Here is a 20,165-nt window from a genome sequence, read left to right as displayed (position 1 = left end):
ATTAAAAACCTTTAACCGCGTCTGACAAAAAATCATTTTTTATCATATTTAAATTAAAAATTTTAGGTATAGCATTGAAGGCTTCACTTAATGGGTTACGAGCAGTCTTCCAACCAGGTCCATCAGTTATCCAAATAAAATCTATGTCTTGACGGCCTTTCAAGCTTTCAATATACATATTACTAAATTCACCAGCAACTGACTTTAACTTTGAGCCTCCACTACCATAAAAATTAGTTTCAACAATATAGGTTTTATTTGTTTTTCGATTTAAGATTGCTCCATCATAGCGTCTTCCACCCTTTTTACCCTCCGGCAATAATTCTGGAACATCAATAGACCAATCTTTTTTCATAACATTTCTAGTAGCCTGTGTTTTATATTCCAAATTAGGATTCGAGTTGCACAAACTTTTTAAATTTCGTTCTAAGATTATTTCATTCTGCGTTCCACCACGATTTTTACGTGCATTACTGTCTAATCCAGTTTCCACACCATAAACGTAATCTACCAAAGATTGGTTTAGATCTTTTTGTAAAAATTCTAATAATCCTGTCTCTTCCATAAATTTTAAATAAATATCAATTTTACTAATATCAGGTTTATCAAAATTAACATCATAATGATTCATAGCTCCATCATCAGCTAATTCCAACACAGTCAACTCTGCATCTCTACTAGCCAACAAAACTGGAATTGCTCTTAACAATTGTGGCTGAGCCTGGAACAACATTTTTGCTTCGTCCATAATATTATCTTTACCCACTAAATAATTAAGCGTATTTAAGGATAATTCATATTCTTGAATATTTTTGCGAACTTTATCCCAATTTACCCAATATTTAGGTGTCCGGTTAGTAGGAAAAATTGTAGACATGAAATAGTTGAATTTTTCCTCATTACTTAAATTTATATACTCTGCATAATTCATTTTATTTTTCCCACTTTTTCATTTTTATAATCTCTCAAACGCTTAACAGCAATATCAAGATATTCTTCAGACGAATCTATACCAATTACTTTTCTATTTAACAGTTTTCCAGCAACTGCTGTAGTTCCTGACCCAATAAACGGATCTAATATTAAATAATCAGGTTTTGACGAAGCTTCTAAAATTCTTTTTAATAATGCTAATGGTTTTTGTGTTGGATGCTTTCCAAATCTTTTTTCAGATCTAGAAATCGTTGATGTAGTCCATACATCCTTCATTTGCTTATGATTATTCTCTGCTCGCATTAAATCATAATTAAAATATTGCTTACCATCTTTTTTTCGTGCCCAGAGAATTGTTTCAGTCGAATGTGTAAACATTCTTCTACTTAAATTAGGAGCGGGATTACTTTTTTGCCATGTAATATTATTCAAAATTTTAAAATCATTCTTATTAAGTAAGTAACCTAACAAATAAATATTATGTAATGTACCAAATAGCCAAAGTGTTCCATCTATTTTTAGAACCCGTTTGCATTCTTTAAGCAATTCCAAATAAAATTGTTCTGCAGAATCCGGATCAAGTTCATCCCACTTACCCTTATTTACACTAACCATCTTACCGCCACTATTAGAGAAGCCGCCATTACTTAAAAAATATGGCGGATCTGTAACTATTAAATCAATACTTTCATTAGCTAATGATTTTAAATAATTAAATGCATCTTCTTTAAATAAAGTCACTAATTTATCAGAATAAAATTCTTTCATTTAGCATCCCTCTAGTAGTTAGTTATTATTAACTCACCAATTTTACCACGTTTTTTTGCATTCGAATTTATAGCTCTATTTGCTTGAACTTCATGAATATTAGCTTTAGCATACATTTCGCGAGTCTTAGGTGTATCTGAATTACTCAACATTACATTCACTCCCCTATTTGATAATTTAAAAAACAGATCTCTTAATTCTTCTTGATCTTTATTATTAAATCCTTCAGAGGTATAAGACGTAAAGTTAGCCGTTTCAGACAAAGGAATATATGGTGGATCAAAATAAACTAAATCCCCCTTATCTGCTTTTTGTACTGTCTCACTAAAGTTTTCGTGATAAATTTCTACTCCCTTTTTATTAAGATATTCACTCACAGTCATAATGTTTTCGTAATCAGCTATCTTGGGATTCTTATATCGACCATATGGCACATTAAATTGTCCTTTTGAATTAACACGATACATACCATTAAAATCAACTTTAAGCATATACAATAATCTAGCAGCTCTTTCAACTTTAGTTAAATTGCTAAAATTTTCATTTCGATCTTCTGCTCTAACCTTCAAATAATATTCTTTTGAATTGTTGGCTTGATGCTCTTCCAACAGCTTTAGTAATTCTTCAGGCTTGTCACGTACAACACGATAGAGATTTATTAAGTCAGCGTTCAAATCGTTAATAACAGCTTTTTTAGGAGCCAAAGAAAATAGCATTGCCCCTCCGCCAAGAAACGGTTCAAAGTAGGTATTAGAGTCAATATCATACGAAGATGGCATTAAAGAATGCAATTCAGGCAATAATTGTCTCTTGCCTCCCACCCATTTTGTAATTGGTCTTAATGCTACTTGCTTTTCCATAAATTAAAAATCCCTTTCAGTTGGCTCAACAAACTCTAGTCTATTCAATATATTACCCTTTACAAAGTGAATTGACAAAAAAATACGTACCTATTTATAAGGAGACGTATTTTTATGAACGATTTAAAATTTTATCCTGAAAACTTTAATTTAGAAAAAACTTCAATTTGGTCTTTTCCAGATCATGGTTATTGGGCAACACATAATAGTAAATATCGCGGCAATTTTTCACCTTACATTCCTCGCAACATCATTCTAAGATACTCAAAAGAAAATGACATCGTGTTAGATCAATTTCTTGGTGGTGGTACAACTTTAATTGAAGCTAAATTATTAAATCGAATTGGTATTGGCATTGACATTAATCCAACTGCAATTGATATTTCTAAAAAGAAATTAAATTTTTTAACTCAAAAACATACTAAATCATATTTGGGAATAGGCAACGCTACCAATTTAAACTTTATACCAGACAATTCAATTGATTTAATTTGTACACATCCGCCTTATGCAAACATTATTAAATACAGTCAAAATCAAAAAGACGATTTATCACTCTTAACCTATGAAAAATTCTTATTAAAAATGGATCAAGTCGCTAAAGAATCGCATCGTGTGCTTAAGAATAATAAATATTGTGCAATCTTAATCGGTGACATTAGAAAAAATGGTTATGTTAAACCATTGGGCTTAGAAATATTACAGATTTTCTTAAGCAACAAATTTAAACTTAAAGAAATTGTTATTAAAGAACAATTCAATATGAAGGGTACTCAAAAATGGAAACAAGCAAAAAATTTAGATTTTTTACTATTGCAGCATGAATACTTATTTGTATTTAAAAAATACTAGCTACAACTGTTTTATAATATTTTTAGTGCAATACAAATCAATTTAAATTTCTATTAACTACCGTCTTGAAAATGTATTATATAATTTTCAAGTTCTAAATATAACAATAATAATTTAGAAATCCTAATTATCTCATTCGATCTTAAAAAAACAATATTAGACATACTACTATTAATACTGTTCAATGTTAAACAGCACCACATTCAAATATAAATAATGCATAGACAATATCTAGTGAAATAAGTTAGCTACACAATAAAATAATATTATTAGCACAAATAAATATTCTACAGCTTAGATAATCTAATTAACTTAAAAAATACCAAGGAATACTTTACCGCTACGGTAGCAAAAGGCCATTAATAATTAATTATAAATTAAATTTTATAATTTAAGTGAATTACATATAGTTACTTCCTCTTTTTTATAATATATTTTTAATTAAATGTATGTCTTTTTTCCTTTCATATGGTTTAATAGTTTTCAATATTCTATTTTCAATTTCTGGACTCCAAAAAATTTTTAGCTGTTTCTTAGCTCTTGTAATAGCAGTATAAAAAATACTATGAGTTATCATCTCGCCTATCTCATCAGTAATTATAATTTTTACAGAATTGTATTCTAATCCTTGAGCTTTATGTATTGATATGGCATAGGCTATTTCAAATGGAATTGTTGTATTATTTACATAATCTGTATCATTATCAATATTTTTCTCTCTATTCACTGCAAATCTAATGATGCTTTTTCCAAGTGACGGCTCTTTAACTAAAGTAAATCCTGAATTGTAAGTATCTATTTCATTAAATACGGCATTAACCTCGATATCAAATTGTATTTGTTCTAATTCAGTTCCCCCATTCAATATTCTTATATCACATATTTTACCTTTAAGATTATTATAAATTAACGGAGACAGATTAGGTGAATCATTAAATAATACTGGATCCCCTATTTTATAGTTATTTAATTCCCAACTTATTGGTTTGTTTTTATTTGATTGTTGTAAAAGTCTATTGACATTATTTACGCCATATAACCCATCATAATTTAAGCACAAGACTATTTCATCATTGTCTGTATGTTCAAAAATATTTTTATTTAAATTAGTAGAATAACTTCCTTTTACTAGCGACTCTAAAACTTTGGAGTCCATATTTCTGACCCTAGCCCAAAGTAGCTTTAAGCCTTCATTCTTTGTCCTATAAGTTTCTTTTAATTCATAAATTGAATTTTTATTAAGAAGATTTTTAGCCATGCTGAACCAATTTCCAAATCTAATTGATTGTATTTGAAATGAATCTCCTACCAATATTAATAAATAATACTGTGACTTTTCTATAATTTTCCTCATCAAACAATTACTAACAGTGCTACACTCATCAATGATAAGTAAATCATAAAACACATCATCCTTAGAATTTAGATATTTATTTATAGTCAAAAAAGTCGAATTGGATGCTGTAATTTTAGATTTCAAATTATTAATAGCTGGATTAGTTTGTGCTAAAAATAATTTATCTTCTTTATCCCAAAGTTGTGCAACATGATTCATTAAATATGATTTTCCTGTACCTGCAGACCCATATATTAATGCAACTCTCGAATTAACAAACATATTTTTTAAAATATTCGCTTTATTTTCACTATCAACGTTATTACCATTATTACTTTTAAGCCAACTTTTAACAAAATTAGAATAATTTTTCACACCATTTTTTGTCATATTCTCTAATTTATTAATAATATAGCAAGTATCTTTAACATATTTACTTATACACAGACAATCGCAATAAACAGTAAGCTTATTATCATCCTCAATTTTTGACCATATCTTCTCGTTATAAGATTTAATTAGTTTTAATATTTCTTCTTTATTACCAAAATCAATTAAATCCTTTAATGAAGTAAATAAAATTCTATGTTCCTCGGAGTTATTCTTTACTTTTCTTGCAAGGAATTCATCTTGCCTATCTTTTAAATTTATACAATAAAATAAGTCCATTATCTTAGGATTATGATTTACTAAAGAAAAATTTAAAGGAAGATTATCAAATAATATACATCCATATTTAGCATATAACTGACTTAATTTATTACAATTTTCGTAAGAAATTTGATTCTTTATAATTCGATTATTCATATTATATAGTAAGTATCTAAGTAAATTTTCACCGGGGCTTTGACTAAGAATGATTTTTCTGCATTTTTTTAATACTTCAGCAAATGTAAAACTATTATTCACAGTATTAGCAGTTACATATGCAATAAATTTATTAAATATATCATCTGAGGCAGTAACTATTTCTAACAGATTAAAACCGGTATGAGTAATTACATTTGAAATTCTTTCTTTTTCCTTATTTCTTAAAAAATGCGACTCACCAGTAACTAAGAAAGTGAAATTTTTGTATTCGCAATCTCTAATAGAAGATTTCCATTTTGTAATAATTAATATGGGTGTATCAATTCCAAAATATGATATATATTCCTGCACAAATGCTAATTCAACTGCATAATTAGTAACGATTTTAAAATCACTAAATGCTATTACTCTATCAAACTTATTCACATAGTCATTTGCGGGTACAAAAGTTATTTCATAATAAGTATTCTCATCAATAAAAAAAGGCTTTTCTTTTTGTATATAAAACTTTCCATTTGATTTTAACTCTTTATTATTATGATTTTTAATTTTTTCCACTATTTTTAAATAATACTTTTGTGTAGTTTTGTCCAAATTTAATGGGAACTCAGATAAATTATATAATATCTTCAAACCAAATTTATTTATACTATATTTTTTTATTTTTATAAGATACTCCATATATTTCAACATTAATCTTTCGGAACCATCATAATTTACTGTATAATGAGATTCTGACACTTGCAATAGATCGTGAAAATCATTTAAAAATTTATATTTTGATTTAGATTGAACATACGATATAGATTTTTGTATTTCTTCATAATTATATTCGCTTAACTTTATATTATTATCAAAATAATAAGTTTTTACCATTATGGCTTCAACAAAATTTCTTAGCTGTGCCAATATATCTTGAGATTCTTCTCCTCTATTACCAAACTTAATATTCTTAATATGTCTACATACATTATCGTTTATTGTTAAAATTTGACTATTTAATTCATTATTCATTTTGTATTCGCTCTTTAATATATTTATTTTTATATTTTTAATTGTATATTATATATTGTATCAAATATGCAATTAAAAATCAGCATATTATATTCTATATTTAAATATACCCAGGTAATCATAAGCAAACTCTGATTAAACAAAGTTTTTTAGCAATTGCTTTTATAGAATTATTGATACATAATATATTAGTTTATAAAAATTAAGTCCAACCTATTTATAATTTTTGATTATAGATTTAATCCACTATATTTTATGTATAACTACACGAATTTTAAGCTGACTAATACTCTTTTGGTATAACATCCTATCAAAAAATACTAATCTAAATTATTATAATCTAGATTAGTATCTTTGATTTATTTTTTCTATTTTCTCGTTAGCACTGCAACTGCTTCGACATGTGGCGTTTGTGGGAACATATCAACAGGATCAATCCGGTTGAAGTCGTAACCCAGCTTTTGGAATTCTTGCAAGTCGCGCACAAGAGTTGCCGGATTGCATGAGATATACACAATCTTCTTCGGACCGGTTTTAACTGCACCAGCAATAAATTCTGGCGTTAGACCCTTTCTTGGTGGATCAACGAAAATTACATCGCTGGTAATTCCCTTATCAGCCCAACGCGGCATCAGGTCTTCGGCCTTGCCAACAAAGTACTTAGCATTGTGAATGTCGTTCATTTCAGCGTTATCGTTAGCATCCTTAACGGCATCCCGCACAACTTCAATCCCGCGCACACTCTTCACGTGCTTGGCAACGCTCAAGCCAATCGTTCCAATACCAGAATAAGCGTCAATCACCGTATCAGTTGGCTGCAGGTCAGCTTGCTTAATTGCCAAGTCGTATAATCTTGGTGTTTGCAGCGAATTAATTTGGAAGAAACTTTCTGGCGAAATTCTAAACTTAACATCACCAATTTGGTCAACAATCTGCGGCTTACCAAAGATTAAGTAGTCAGCCTTACCCAAAATAACATTGGTCTTCTTCGGGTTGTAATTCAAGACTAAGCTAGTAACGCCCTCAATTTTCTTGATTTCTGCGGCAATTTTTTCTAATTGAGGGAAATCCTTATGCAGGCAAACCAAGATGACCATCAGTTCACCATTAGCCTTACTGCGGCGCACATCAAGATAGCGCACCTCACCCTTGTTATGAATTTCGTCATAAGCTGGCACCTTGCTGGCACGCAAAATGTCACGAACGGCAACCAAAACGCGATCAATTTCGGGATCGGTCGTAAAGAAATTAGTTAGTGGAACCAAGTCGTGTGAATGCCGTCTAAAAAAGCCAATCTCCAATTGTCCGTTAACTGTCCGCACCGGTACCTGCGCCTTGTTGCGGTAGCCTGTCTCTTCTGGACTTGGCAAAGTCTGACCAACTTCAACATTGTCCAAATGAGCCTTTTGCAATAAGTTAACCACCTGATTGCGCTTGAATTCCAATTGTTTGTCATACTTAATGTGGGCCAGTGATGCCAGACCTGTTTGCACCCATTGGTTAAGCTTGATATTTACCCGGTCAGGGCTTTCCTTAATAATCTTTTCGATTTTGGCAAAAGCAAACCGCTTCTTGACCTTTAAGATTTTGGCACTAACCGTTTCACCTGGCAGCGCATTGGTGACGAAGACCGTCATCCCTTCATAATGCGCTACTCCCATTGCCTCGTAAGACAAGTCGGTGATTTCTAAGTCGATAATTTGATTTTTTTCCATCTTTCGTCCTTTTTTACAAACACTGATTAACATCTCTATTTTACAGGAAAATGCGAGAAAAGTAATTACTTACTCTCTTTTACTTCACTAGGTAGCCTAATTGTGTTAGTTTAGTAACAAGTTAAACCAAATAGAAAGAAAATTTTTATGAATAATTTTGATACTAATCCAGAGCAGCGGCGGCAAATCCGCAGCATCTCTGATACTAACAGCTTTTTAACTAAAATGTACGCCTTGATGGGTGTAGCAGTGCTAGTTTCCGCTCTTGCCTCGTACCTGACGATGACCGTCTTTAGAAGTGCAGTCATGCAGATGCCGGTGGCAATGATGTGGGTGATCTTGCTGGTTCCCTTTGCCTTATCAATGGGCATTAGCTTCAAGGCCAATCGCAATCCTCTAGCCAGCTTCATCATGTTAATGATTTTGGCAGTAATTTACGGTTTCGAATTTGCCCTAATTGCCGGCTTTTACACAGGAACGCAGCTGACAACTGCCTTTGTTTCCTCAAGTGTTGTCTTCATCGCAATGGCTGCCTTTGGAACCTTTACCAAAAAGGACCTAACCAACTGGGGCGCGTATTTCGGTGCCGCACTGTTCGGCTTTTTCATCGCGTGGATTGTTAATCTGTTTTTGCATAATCCAGCAATTACTTACATCTTCTCCTTCATTGGTGTAATCATCTTCACCGGCTTAGTTGCCAGCGATGCCAACAAGATGAAGCTGATTTACAACAATTATGGCAATCAGGTCTCAACCAACGGTCTGGCCGTCTTAGGCGCTCTGCAGCTCTACCTTGACTTCATTAATATTTTTCTATTTATTCTTGAGATTTTTGGATACAGCAACAACAATAATTAACAGCATAATTTTCCAAGTAAAAAACGCTAGGCTTTTCAGCTTAGCGTTTTTTTGTTAGGGTTAAATAATTTATCTAAAAATTACTTGCCTTAAGATATTGGTTGCGACCAATAATGTAATACTTTTTACCTTTAATCGTAATTGGATCGCCATAAACAGTGACCTGCTTGCCCTTCTTAATTACCTTTTTGCCAATTTGCTTACCAGACTTATTGTAAACAGCCGCATTGTGCGTCAGCTTTTGCTCAGTGCCAGTGACATTAGCAGCTGCGACATAATAGCCGTTAGTCAGCTTGGTAAACTCGCGACCATTGACGGTCAAGCTACCTGCTACTTCAACAACCGAATTGCTAGTCAGCACTACTTCGCTGACACGCTCACCTTTTTTATTGTACAAATAAGCATTGTGCATTAACGGTTTTTCATTCGGTCCTAAAGTCGTTGGTTGACTCGCAGTACCGGTATTTATTGCAGTCTTGACCCCAGCGGCTTTGACATATCTGCCAGCGCTAATAATGTAGTACTGCTTACCAGCAATCTTGACTGGACTGCCATAAACTGTAATCGATTTACCCTTCTTGAGCACGGTCTTGCCGACACGTTTGCCAGCATGGTTGTAGACATAAGCATTATGGCTCAACTTAGCTGACTTACCAATGATGTTCTCAGCAACTAGGTAATATTCTTGACCTTGACTGTGAACAATTACGTAAGTCTGACCAGCAATCTCCTTGGTACCATATGTCTTAACCGTTGAACCAGCCTTCAGAACTAACTTATTAGCTCGCTTACCACTTTCATCATAGACGTAAGAGTTGTGCCGTAAAGTTTGCTTCTTACTTGCTGTATTGCTTACTGGCAGAGTTGGCAGTGGTGTCGGTGTTACTGTTGAACCGCCGTTTGAACTGCTGCTATCATTGCCATGCAGAAGATTGTCAATCGTCTGTTTATCAGTGTAATGCTTGATGATTTCATCAATTGCATTGTCACGTTCGACAATTACACCATCGTGACCAGTTGCATGATCAATTGCACCTTGATCTTTGGTTGCTGCATTTAGCAATTCGGCAATTTTGTCCTTGAGCTTGGTCTTATCAGATTGGCTGTAACTAGTGTTGCTGTCAATAGCTTGATCAGCTGCATTGGCTGCGTCCTGAACGGCTGCCTTAGCAATATCACGAACCAAGTCGTCAAGCTGATTATTTATTTCATCACTGGTTGTTGCGCCGTTTAAGCTAGTCAGTGCTTTTTGCTTAGCATCAGCCAATTGCGTTGGACTAATTTTTCCTGCAGCTAGTTTTTCCTTAGCCGTGGTGTAAGCTTGGTCAATCTTAGTAATTGCATCTTGTCTAGCAGTAAGTAACTCTTTACCCTTGCTCAACTCACTTGCGACACCAGCAGGATCAGTTGCTTGGTTAACCTTGTCTTTAGCTGCCGTTAAGTCATCCTGTACCTTTTGCTTTTGCTCTGTCTTTTCTGCATCAGTCAAGTTTGAATTATCAATTGCTGCGATAGCATCATTTGCGGCTGACTGCAATTGCTCTTCAGCATTGTGCTGTGTGTCAAGGAGCGTCGTACCAGTTGTCACAGTAGTAATCGCTGTCTTACCATCTGACACAGCAGTATCAATTTCTGTTTGATCAGCGGCAGTATCTACTTTACCTTGAGCATCTGTCAAAGCATCTTGCACCTTTTGCTTCTGCTCCGTCTTTTGCTCGTCAGTTAAATTAGAATTATCAATTGCCGTATTGGCATTATCAGCTGCATCTTGCAAATCTTGCTTTGCTTTATTCTTGGCAACTTGCAAGTTCACATCGGTTTCTACTTTTTCAATCGCTGTCTTACCATCCGACACAGCTTTATCAATTGCTGTTTGATCAGCGGCAGTATCTACTTTACCTTGAGCATCTGTCAAAGCATCTTGTACTTTTTGCTTCTGCTCCGTCTTTTGCTCGTCAGTTAAATTGGAACTATCGATTGCCGTGTTGACCTTGTCGGCTGCATCTTGCAAATCTTGCTTTGCTTTATTCTTGGCAGCTTGCAAGTTCACATCGGTTTCTACTTTTTCAATCGCTGTCTTACCAGTTGTCAATGCAGTTTGAATTTCATCACTAGTTGTTGCTTGACCAATACCATATTGTGCATCTTCCACTGCAGCAGCAACATCTGCCTTCCTTGCAGCCTTATCCTCATCAGACAAGTTAGAAGCGTCAATTGCTGCATTGGCTTTATCGGCAGCGTCTTGCAAGTCCTTAATTGCTTGATTCTTATCAAGCAAAATTGTAGTCGTCTTGGAAACGTCATCAATTGCTGTCTTGCCATCTGACAAAGCCGTATTAACTCCAGCTTGATCAGTCGCTGCATCTACCTTGCCTTGAGCATCTGTCAAAGCTTCTTGCACTTTTTGCTTCTGCTCTGTCTTTTGCTCGTCGGTCAAATTAGAATTATCAATTGCCGTGTTGGCGTCGTCTGCTTCTTGCTTTAACTTATTCTTCGCATCAGTCTTAGTGTGATCCAATGCCTGAGTATCATAAGCAGCAATATCCTTCATGCCATCTGTCTTAATTTGATTAATCTTGTCAGCCTTGCCGGCAACATCCCCAGCAGGTGCATCAACCTTGTTAATGGCACTCGTTGCCTTATCAGCAGCAGTATCAACTTTGGCCTTCAATGCTTCCTTGTCGGCACTGCTCAAAACATCATCTGGAATTTGGTCAATCTTATCCTTGGCTGCTTGAGCTGCGTCGTTGACTTCTTTATCAGCAATCAACTTATTCAATGCAGTTCTACCGCTGTCATAAGCATTAACTGCTGTTCCTAAATCAGTCGAGCCATTGAGATCACTAATGCCTTGTTCAACTTTTGCAATTAAATCGCTGTACTTGGATTTTTCATCGGCAGTTAACACTAAATTACCGTAATCAGTTGCCAAGTCCTTCGTATTGTCGATTTCATTATTGAAGTATGGGTGATTTTCACTATTTTCTTTGTTTAAAATAGCGCGAACCTTGTTAATCCCATCTGTTTTAGCAGTGTCAAGGTCAGAATCATTAGCAGTTGCCTCAATGTTTTGCTTGATACCAGCATAAACACCGTTAATCTCCGCAATTGCCGCCTTCTTTTGCTCCGGCGTCAGACTCGATTTATTAACAATTGCGATTGCCCTAGTTTGTTCATCCTTAACAGCATCAAGGGCTGCACACTTCTTACCGTCAAGCTGAGCACTTCCTAAAACATTGTCAATGTTTGTCTTGCCTGTGGATAATTCCGTATCGGCAGCAGTTGCATCAGCAGCAGCCAAAATCTTGGCCTTGGCCTTTGTAACTTCAGCATCAACTGCAGCTTTTTGATCCTGCTGCTTATCTGCTGGCAAGCCCAGTTGTTCAATCTTCTGTTTTGCGTCAGCAGCATATTGTTCCAGTGCCTTAATGTTGTCATTCTTATGGTTTAGCGTTCCTTGATCGTTAGCAGCATTAACAATTGTATTAATGCCTGCCTCACCAAAGTCAGCTACGTCGCCATTTGTTACATTACCCTGCTCAGCGTCAGTAATTGCCGCTGTCGCATCTGTCAAATCGGCAGTCGTAGGGTTAGCTGGTAACTGAACATTATTAATCTTATCAACGGCTTTCTTTCTCGCTGCCTCAATTTGGGCTTTCAAAGCGGTCTTTTGCTCATCAGTTAAGCCTAAGCCATCAATTGCACCGTTACCATTTGCACCGTTAGCATAAGCATTAATTGCAGCAATTTGCTTGTTCTTCTCAACTATTAATTGTGCTGGCAAAATTGAGTTAGTAATTGCTTCGTCACCAGCGGTTTTGGCTGAATCAATTTCATCTTTATCCGCTGCTGCGTTAATTGTTGAAATAGCGGCATTCAATGCATCGGTTACTGCCTTGTTAGCGGCCGTAACTTCACCGGCACTCAAATATGGGTTAGCGGCATCAGATGGATTCTTAGCAAGCTCTGCAATTTGCGCTTTAGCTGCATCAGCCTTTTTCTTCAAATCTTTAATTGCGGCATCTTTGTCACCATAAAGCTTAGAAATGTTCGCAATTGTCTTTACGCCATCATCCTTAGCAGCCGCCATATTGGTGATTGGATCGGAGGTATTCTTGGCAGCCTTAATCTTATCTGCAGCCTTAACTCGTTCAGCCTCAATTGCGGCCTTCTGCTTCTTCTTTTCAGCAGGTGAACTCGATGACGCATCAATTGCTTGATTTGCCTGATCGGCAGCGTTATTCAAAGCCGTCAAATTATCATTCAGAGCTTCTTTGACACCCTTAGCAGTGCCAACTGCGGCAATAGATGTTGCGCCAGTTGCTGCTGCTGAAGAAACTTCATCAGGAGTTTTTGCCTGATTAATGGCTGTTGTTGCATTATCAAGGGCAGTCTGAACCTGGTCGTTCAATTGCTTGTATTGATCCTGATCGATCTTGCCATCATGGTAAGACTGGGCAATCTGCTTCTTGACATCATCTGCTTTATTTTGCAAATCAGCGATGGCATTCGTTGCTGCTTGGGTCAATTCTTCATCAGTTGCATGATCGCTAATATTACTAATGGCAGTCTTGCCATCAGCTAAAGCCGTATTAATTCCAGCTTCATCGGTTGCAGCATTAATCTTATTCTCTGCCTTCTCCAATTCACTGTTAACTGAACTCTTCAGTTCATCCTTTTTGGTTTGATCCAACTCTAACTGATCAATTGCAGTTGCAGCATCTTTAGCAAACTGCTCCAGTTCGGCGTTAGCCTTATTCTTCTTATTTTGCAAGATGGCGTCAGTCAAAGCTTTGTCAATATTAAGCTTTCCAGCACGTTCTCTAGCTGTAATTGATTCTGCATCTTTAGAGCCATTAATTTCAGCAACTGCCTTAGTATAAGCAGCCTTAGCTTGGTCCTGATATTTTGTTACTTCCTCAGGAGTTAAGTCATGGTTATTAGCAATCTGGGCCAAAATTCCTGGATTTTCAGCAGTTCCATCACCATTTAATTCCTTATCAAGAGCAGCAATCGCAGCATCTTTGGCAGTATTCAAATCAGCAGCATCTTTAATATTTTTAATTCCTTCTAAAGCAGCATCCTTGATAGCCTTAATTCTGTCATTATCAGTTGCAGCATCAATTTCAGTATTAGCAGTGTCCATAATTGTCTGGGCTTTCTGCTTATCTTCTTCGCTAAATTGTCCTGCATCAATTGCAGCCTGAATTTCTTCTTTAGCATGGCGCTTCTTTGCCACCAATGCTGCCTTATCAACTTCTTGATAAATTGTTGATTGACCCAATTTTTCAGCAGCAGTAACTGCAGCTTCAGTTGTCGCCGCATTAATCTTATTGTGAGCGTCAATTGCATCTGCATCAATTGCAGCTTCAGCAGCAGCAATTTCAGCGGCATTCAGACCGCGAGCAGGATCATTAAGCTCCTGTTTAGCATTAGTAACTGCATCATCAATTTGCTTATTGGCAACATCCTTAGCAGCAGCCAAACTAGTATCTTTTTCTGCCTTTAAAATTGCGGCTTCACCAGCAGCTTCGGCAGTCTTAATATCAGCTAAATTATCTTGGGCAGCAATCTGCTTTTTGCCTTCATCACGGGCCTTGTTAATTTCCGTAACTGCTTCTTGCTTAGCGTCATCAGTCATTGACGAATTATTAACTCGCTCGACTGCATCCTGAGCTACTTGGTCAAGCTTATCTTGGTATTCCTTAATTGAACTATCAAGGTCACCGGCACTGATTAAAACGTTTTGCATGTTGTCAATACCATTATCACGCTCAGTATTAACTTGGTTAATCGTTGCTGGTGTTGGATTATCAACCTTGCCTAAAGCGGTATTATACGCAGACTCAACTTGAGCAATTAATGCAGCCTTGCCGTCACTATCGATATTATTCTTTTGGTTAATCGCATCAATTACGGCATCATGCTTGGCTAGTAATGCTCGTTCAGCAGCAATCTTGGCTGACTTTAAATCTGCAGCATCTTTAATCTGCAACATTGCAGTCCGGCCATCAGTTGCTGCCTGTTTAACAGCATCTGTTGTCTCTGCTGCAGCGACATCGGCCTTGGCACTACTTAAAGCATCATCAATTTGCTTTTGGTAATCTAATTTTTGGCTTGGCCCTAAATTACTATCTTGCTCAATGTGCTCTTTAAGTTGCTCAGCCAAATTATTCAACCCAATTGGATTACCGTCATTATCTAACGCGTTATCCTTAGCATCCGCAATTTCTTGATTAGCAGTGTTAGCAGCATCAGTTGCCACACCATTCATTGCCTTAATTCCGGCATTCTTATCAACTGTAATTCGATTGGTTGAGGTATCATTATTGACTTTATCAACGGCATCGCTATAAAAGTCATCAATCTTGCCCTTTAACTCATCTTGTTTATCGGCATCAATCTTGCCTGCGGTAAACAAATCATCAATTTTTTGCTTATTAGCTGTCTGCGAAGCCGTTAATTCTTGCACCGCTTTGGCTTTAGCAGCCGCTAAATCGGCGGCTACTTGAACTTTATCAATGTTAGTCTTACCAATTGTCTTGGAACTAGCAACGTCATCTGGCGTTGTTGCGGTATTAATGTTATTAGTTGCAGCGGTAACCGCTTGGTCAATTTGCTTCTTGTAGGCTTCCTTCTCGCTAGCACTCACCTGATCAGCTGGCAAGCTGTCAATTGTATTCTTAGCAGTTTGCGCATATTGATTAAGGTCATTGATTGCGGCAGTTTGTGCAGCCTGCAATGCAGTATCCTGACTATTAGCATTAGTTACAATGCCATTAATATGATTCTCGGCAGTTACTTCGGCATCGTTAATTGCACCCTGTGAAGTCCCTGCTTGAATATTGCTAATTCCTTGATCAACTTGATCTTGGATGTCCTGCTTATATTTAGCCTTGTCGGTATCGCTCAAACTAGTACCATCAATTTGATCATTAGCGGCTTTTTGTGCAGCCTGCAATTTAGTAATTGCATTATTCTTTTCAGAAGCTAATGTTTGGTCCGTTAACAAATTATTCAGCGCAGTAAGACCGGCAGCAGTCAATGTGTTAACCGCATCTTGACTAGCTGCGTGATCGATTTGATCTTGATAACCAGTATGCTTGCTGTTAGTCAACAAGTCATCTACTTTTTGAATTTGCTCGTCACGTTCACCAGCACTCAAGCCCGACAAATTGTTAATCTGATCTTTAATCTCTTGCGCCTTTTGCTCAAGTTGTGCCTTAGCACCAACGCGGTCAATGCCCACGATGCCAGCAGTCGTTACTTCCTGCAAATTATCTTTAGTCGTAGAACTATCTGTTATCTTGTCAATTCCCGTTGCTAATACGGTATCAATGTCTGAATTAATCTGTTCGACAACAGAAGCATCATTAGGATACATTGCGGCGTACTTCGACTTTTCACTAGTAGCCTCGTTTTGCAAGGTAATTAACGCGTTCAACTTGTCAATTGCTGTTTGGGCTGCCTCTTTTTTAGCAGTCATATCAGCTTCGTCACCCGCAGTGCCCACTGCATTAATTGCATCTTGGGCTGCAGTTAACGCATCTTGAACCTTGGAATTAGAACTGCTTGCAAGCTCTTGTTTAGCTTTATCATAAGCTGTCTGCAATTCAGTAGTTGCTGCAGAATTATGCGCGGTAACAATCTTGTCAAGGGCAGCTTTACCAGCAGCTAAATCACTGGTGCCAGCATCAATCTGATCTTCATAACTTGCTGACTCACTTTCGAGTTTATCCTTTAAACTTGGATACTTTTGCTCCAACCCGTTCTTATATTTACGCAAGTCTGAAACATCGCTAGCTGTCGCAAAGACCTTACCCATATTTGTCTCAGCCGTTTGGTAAGCAGCACCAGCTTTATCTAAATCGTCAGCTGCCGTAATTGCGGCTATACCATCTGTAGAGGCTGATTGCAGTTCATCACCATACTTCGTCTTTTGCTCTGACGATAATGCGAAAACATTTTTAATTCTATTCGAATTAGTGCTGGTCTCCTTAGTTACGGCTGCCTGTGCCTTAGTCTTGAACTCAGCTAAAATATCTTTCTTTGCTTGACCAACAGCCGCAGTAATATCATCACCTGTTGCCTCATCGATTGCTTTATTGGCGGCATCAACGTAGGCCTTGATTTGGGCATCATCAGTAGTTGTACCTAAATATTGGTTAGCCTTATCCGCGTAATCTTGAACTTCCTTTTTAGCTGCAGCCCGAGCACTTTCAGCGTTTGCTACTTGAGCATCAGTTACCTGCTGGTTAATTGCTGTAATTGCTGTGTCGCGACGGTTAATTATTTCATCCTTATCAGTTGTGCCGTAAACCGAATCAGCAGAAGTTGGGTCATTAGCCGTCGACTTATTAACCCACTCATCAATCTGATCAAGATATGGCTGTGCCTTAGCAGTATCGGAGCCAAACAAAGTATTTATCTGCTGCTTTGCTGCCGCTGCCGCATCATTAATCTTCTTAACTGCATCTGCTTGCCGTTTGGTTGAAATTTCATCAGCCGAATAAAGTTTGGCTGTTTGTGGGTTTTGCGGATCTGCCAGTGACGGATCACCTTCAACGAAGTTCTTAGTGGCAGTTAACGTTGCCGTGCTACCAGATGTAACACCAGCAAGCTGGCTGCTTGGAATCGTCACCGTAAACTTAAACTTGCCTTGATGGGCACCACTGGTTTCTGGAGTATCAGCGGAAACAGCCGCATACTTAATCCCTTGCTCAGCTTCTTTATGATACGGACTCGTTACCGTTCCCACACGGCTGCCATTAGGCATTACCGCAGAAATATATGCGCCACCTTCGTTGGCATAACCAGTAATTATTTCATTGTCGTCATCGTCAATATCAATATCGTCTTCCGCAATTGGATCAATGGTTAAGAAGCCATCATTTGCACTGATAAATTCCAAAGTCGACAAGTTCTGATTATTAATTAAAGCAATTGCGGCAGCTTCATCACTCGGACTAATCCCCTCAATCAAGTTGCTTAAAGTTGACAGTGTACCATTACTGTTGCCTTTAAAGCCAAACGTTCTGAAGGCTTTGGAAACAGTTTCGCCCGGTTGCTTCAATCTGACGCTATTAAGAGCAAAATTACCTGTTGAAAGAATGTTGGCAGCACTGTTAGCTCCCCGATCAAGCAAAAAGTCATCTGGGTTAGTAATCGTTGTCCCATTACCTGGGTTAAACAGGGTTAACTTGCCAGTTCCAGGATTATCAGTCAGTTTAATGCTAAAGTCACTACCGGTTATCTTGGAAGTACCACCGATGTTCATCAGTGTTCCGGCAAAGTTACCCATATTAGTCCCAACAATACTAAAGTTAGCTTTCTTGCCAACGATTAAGTTACCACCAATATTAACTAAAGTACTGGCAGGACCTTTTCCTTTCTTATCACTGATATTACCGTTAGTTGTAATGTTTACATTACCACCATCTTCAACCGTTAAGCTTGAATTATCATCGGCTAAGTTAATTGCCTTAGCCCGCCGGTTATTGAGTGTACCCATATAATCGGTTGTCCCACCAACATTGATGTTCATGGTGGCACCCTGTTGAATGGTAACTGTACCTTGACCAGAATAAATTAAAATCCCGTTAGCTGAATTACTGTTTTCAACACGGTCTACCCTGTCAGGCGTTTCACCACCCTTAGGATTTAAGGTAACAAGGGCACCGGTTTTCACAAGCACTTGGTTATCATTAGCTAGTTGTTCACCGTTAATTGTATCAGAGCCATTTTCTCCTTTACTCATTTCAATAACGTTGCCGGCATATGTCGTTCCGGTAAATTGGGTGCCGTTTTCAAAAATTAAGCGACCACCCTTTTTAGTAAACTCAAATAATTGCTGATAGGTACCCAAAAATTCAGTATCGTAAGTACCCCAGCTATTAGTGTAAGTTTTAACAGATTGTGCTGTATTAGTGCCGTAAAAATGAACTTCGGTATGAGCACCAACGTACATCATTTGCGAGCCAATAAAGTTAACATTCTTGAAATTAACAATCGCTTTCGTATTACTGCTCGTCTGCATTAGGCCGTAAAAAGTACGACTGTAAATGTTTAAGTTTTCATAAGTAATATTCACATCAGAAGTGATATTGAAATCCCGCGGCCGGGTCATTTGAAAGTCAATTGTATACCGCGGACTATCACCAGGATTATCTGGATCGGCAACTGCAGACTTAATCACCAAAGGTCTGGTAGCGACAGCAGTATCGGAGCCCAAACCACCAGTTGGTGCTTGAATGTCATTAATAATATTAATTTCATGAATGTTCTTGTTACCAAAAGCAAGAACTAAACCGGCCCAACTCCCGACATTAACCGAAGATTCCGTAGTTGTTGCCAAGTTAAGCGTCTCAAGTAGACCCTTTGCTTGTGGCTTTTGTTTTTGCGTTGTCGTTGCTGCAGCTGCAGCATTGTCTTCATCGCCAGTTGTAATATTAACCGCTGTATCAGAGTCCGGTTTTTGACCATCTTCATCTGGCTTAGTAGCTGGTTGGTCGGTATTTTGACCAGGTGCTATCGGCTTCTGATCCTCATCCGGTGTAGTTGCCGGCTTTTGTTCATCAGTAGTTGGTGGCGTCTGATCATCTTTGGCTGGAGTTTTAGCAGGTTCTTCTGGCTTAGCAGTTACTGAAGAATCATCCCTCAAGAACGACTTTAACCCAGCATAAGTCGTTAAGTTTTGGCTGCTCTTATTCGCAGAAGTATCAGACTTAGCTTCTGATTTTTTGTCTAATTCAGCAGTTGGCTTTGCTGCTGTACTTTGGCTTTGTGCCGGCTGTACAGTATCAGCCTTAACAGTTTGCCCCTTAACGCCCATAAAAGTAAAACCGAGCAAGACCGACGCAACGCCGATTGTTAGTTTCCTAATTGAAAAACGATCTTTCTTCGACTCAAGACTCATTTTTCGTAATCTCTCTTTAAAATTATTTTTTCCTAACATTTTTTGCTCCCATGATAGATATATAAAACATATATATTCAGACACTTTACAAGCCCATCATATTC

At 37.1% G+C, this 20,165-nt stretch carries 8 protein-coding genes; 2 read left to right on the top strand and 6 right to left on the bottom strand.

The window, feature by feature from the left end:
* Position 1: 1 nt before the first annotated feature.
* The 3 genes from OZX63_RS02620 to OZX63_RS02610 are packed head-to-tail and all read right to left on the bottom strand — an operon-like array spanning position 2 to position 2,561.
* Complete coding sequence (locus OZX63_RS02620; RefSeq protein WP_277144324.1) at positions 2-931, bottom strand: type II restriction endonuclease; 930 nt, start codon at positions 929-931, stop codon at positions 2-4.
* A complete protein-coding gene (locus OZX63_RS02615; RefSeq protein WP_277144323.1) occupies positions 928-1,701 on the bottom strand; it encodes a site-specific DNA-methyltransferase in 774 nt (257 codons plus the stop codon). The genes OZX63_RS02620 and OZX63_RS02615 overlap by 4 nt, the downstream gene beginning before the upstream one ends.
* 11 nt (positions 1,702-1,712) lie before the next feature.
* Positions 1,713-2,561 (bottom strand): DNA adenine methylase, encoded by an 849-nt coding sequence (locus tag OZX63_RS02610; protein WP_277144321.1) that lies wholly within the window; start codon positions 2,559-2,561, stop codon positions 1,713-1,715.
* Between the two features lie 114 nt (positions 2,562-2,675).
* Between OZX63_RS02610 and OZX63_RS02605 the strand changes: the two genes are divergently transcribed.
* Positions 2,676-3,413, top strand: a complete 738-nt coding sequence (locus tag OZX63_RS02605) for a DNA methyltransferase (protein ID WP_277144319.1) — start codon at positions 2,676-2,678, stop codon at positions 3,411-3,413.
* Positions 3,414-3,837: 424 nt separating this feature from the next.
* Here the strand turns inward: OZX63_RS02605 and OZX63_RS02600 are convergent, their stop codons facing one another.
* Positions 3,838-6,573, bottom strand: coding sequence for an ATP-dependent RecD-like DNA helicase (locus OZX63_RS02600; protein ID WP_277144317.1), 2,736 nt, complete (start codon positions 6,571-6,573; stop codon positions 3,838-3,840).
* Between the two features lie 368 nt (positions 6,574-6,941).
* On the bottom strand, positions 6,942-8,288 hold the full coding sequence (gene rlmD, locus OZX63_RS02595) for a 23S rRNA (uracil(1939)-C(5))-methyltransferase RlmD (RefSeq protein ID WP_277144315.1): 1,347 nt from the start codon (positions 8,286-8,288) through the stop codon (positions 6,942-6,944).
* A gap of 147 nt (positions 8,289-8,435) precedes the next feature.
* Between rlmD and OZX63_RS02590 the strand changes: the two genes are divergently transcribed.
* Positions 8,436-9,146, top strand: coding sequence for a Bax inhibitor-1/YccA family protein (locus OZX63_RS02590; protein ID WP_277144313.1), 711 nt, complete (start codon positions 8,436-8,438; stop codon positions 9,144-9,146).
* A gap of 73 nt (positions 9,147-9,219) precedes the next feature.
* On the opposite strand, the gene OZX63_RS02585 is transcribed toward OZX63_RS02590, so the two are convergent.
* The gene (locus tag OZX63_RS02585; protein WP_277144312.1) at positions 9,220-20,100 is read right to left on the bottom strand and encodes a DUF1542 domain-containing protein; all 10,881 of its coding nucleotides are present in this window, start codon (positions 20,098-20,100) and stop codon (positions 9,220-9,222) included.
* Positions 20,101-20,165 lie beyond the last annotated feature (65 nt).

This window comes from Lactobacillus sp. ESL0700, assembly GCF_029392095.1.
In the GTDB taxonomy this organism is placed as follows: domain Bacteria; phylum Bacillota; class Bacilli; order Lactobacillales; family Lactobacillaceae; genus Lactobacillus.
Note: the sequence above shows the minus strand (reverse complement) of the source record. Positions and strands in the feature narration are given on the sequence as shown.

Excerpts from the sequence above, each read along its gene's own strand:
- OZX63_RS02620 (WP_277144324.1), bottom strand. The coding sequence starts at position 931 with ATGAATTATGCAGAGTATATAAATTTAAGTAATGAGGAAAAATTCAAC.
- OZX63_RS02615 (WP_277144323.1), bottom strand. The coding sequence starts at position 1,701 with ATGAAAGAATTTTATTCTGATAAATTAGTGACTTTATTTAAAGAAGAT.
- OZX63_RS02610 (WP_277144321.1), bottom strand. The coding sequence starts at position 2,561 with ATGGAAAAGCAAGTAGCATTAAGACCAATTACAAAATGGGTGGGAGGC.
- OZX63_RS02605 (WP_277144319.1), top strand. The coding sequence starts at position 2,676 with ATGAACGATTTAAAATTTTATCCTGAAAACTTTAATTTAGAAAAAACT.
- OZX63_RS02600 (WP_277144317.1), bottom strand. The coding sequence starts at position 6,573 with ATGAATAATGAATTAAATAGTCAAATTTTAACAATAAACGATAATGTA.
- rlmD (WP_277144315.1), bottom strand. The coding sequence starts at position 8,288 with ATGGAAAAAAATCAAATTATCGACTTAGAAATCACCGACTTGTCTTAC.
- OZX63_RS02590 (WP_277144313.1), top strand. The coding sequence starts at position 8,436 with ATGAATAATTTTGATACTAATCCAGAGCAGCGGCGGCAAATCCGCAGC.
- OZX63_RS02585 (WP_277144312.1), bottom strand. The coding sequence starts at position 20,100 with ATGTTAGGAAAAAATAATTTTAAAGAGAGATTACGAAAAATGAGTCTT.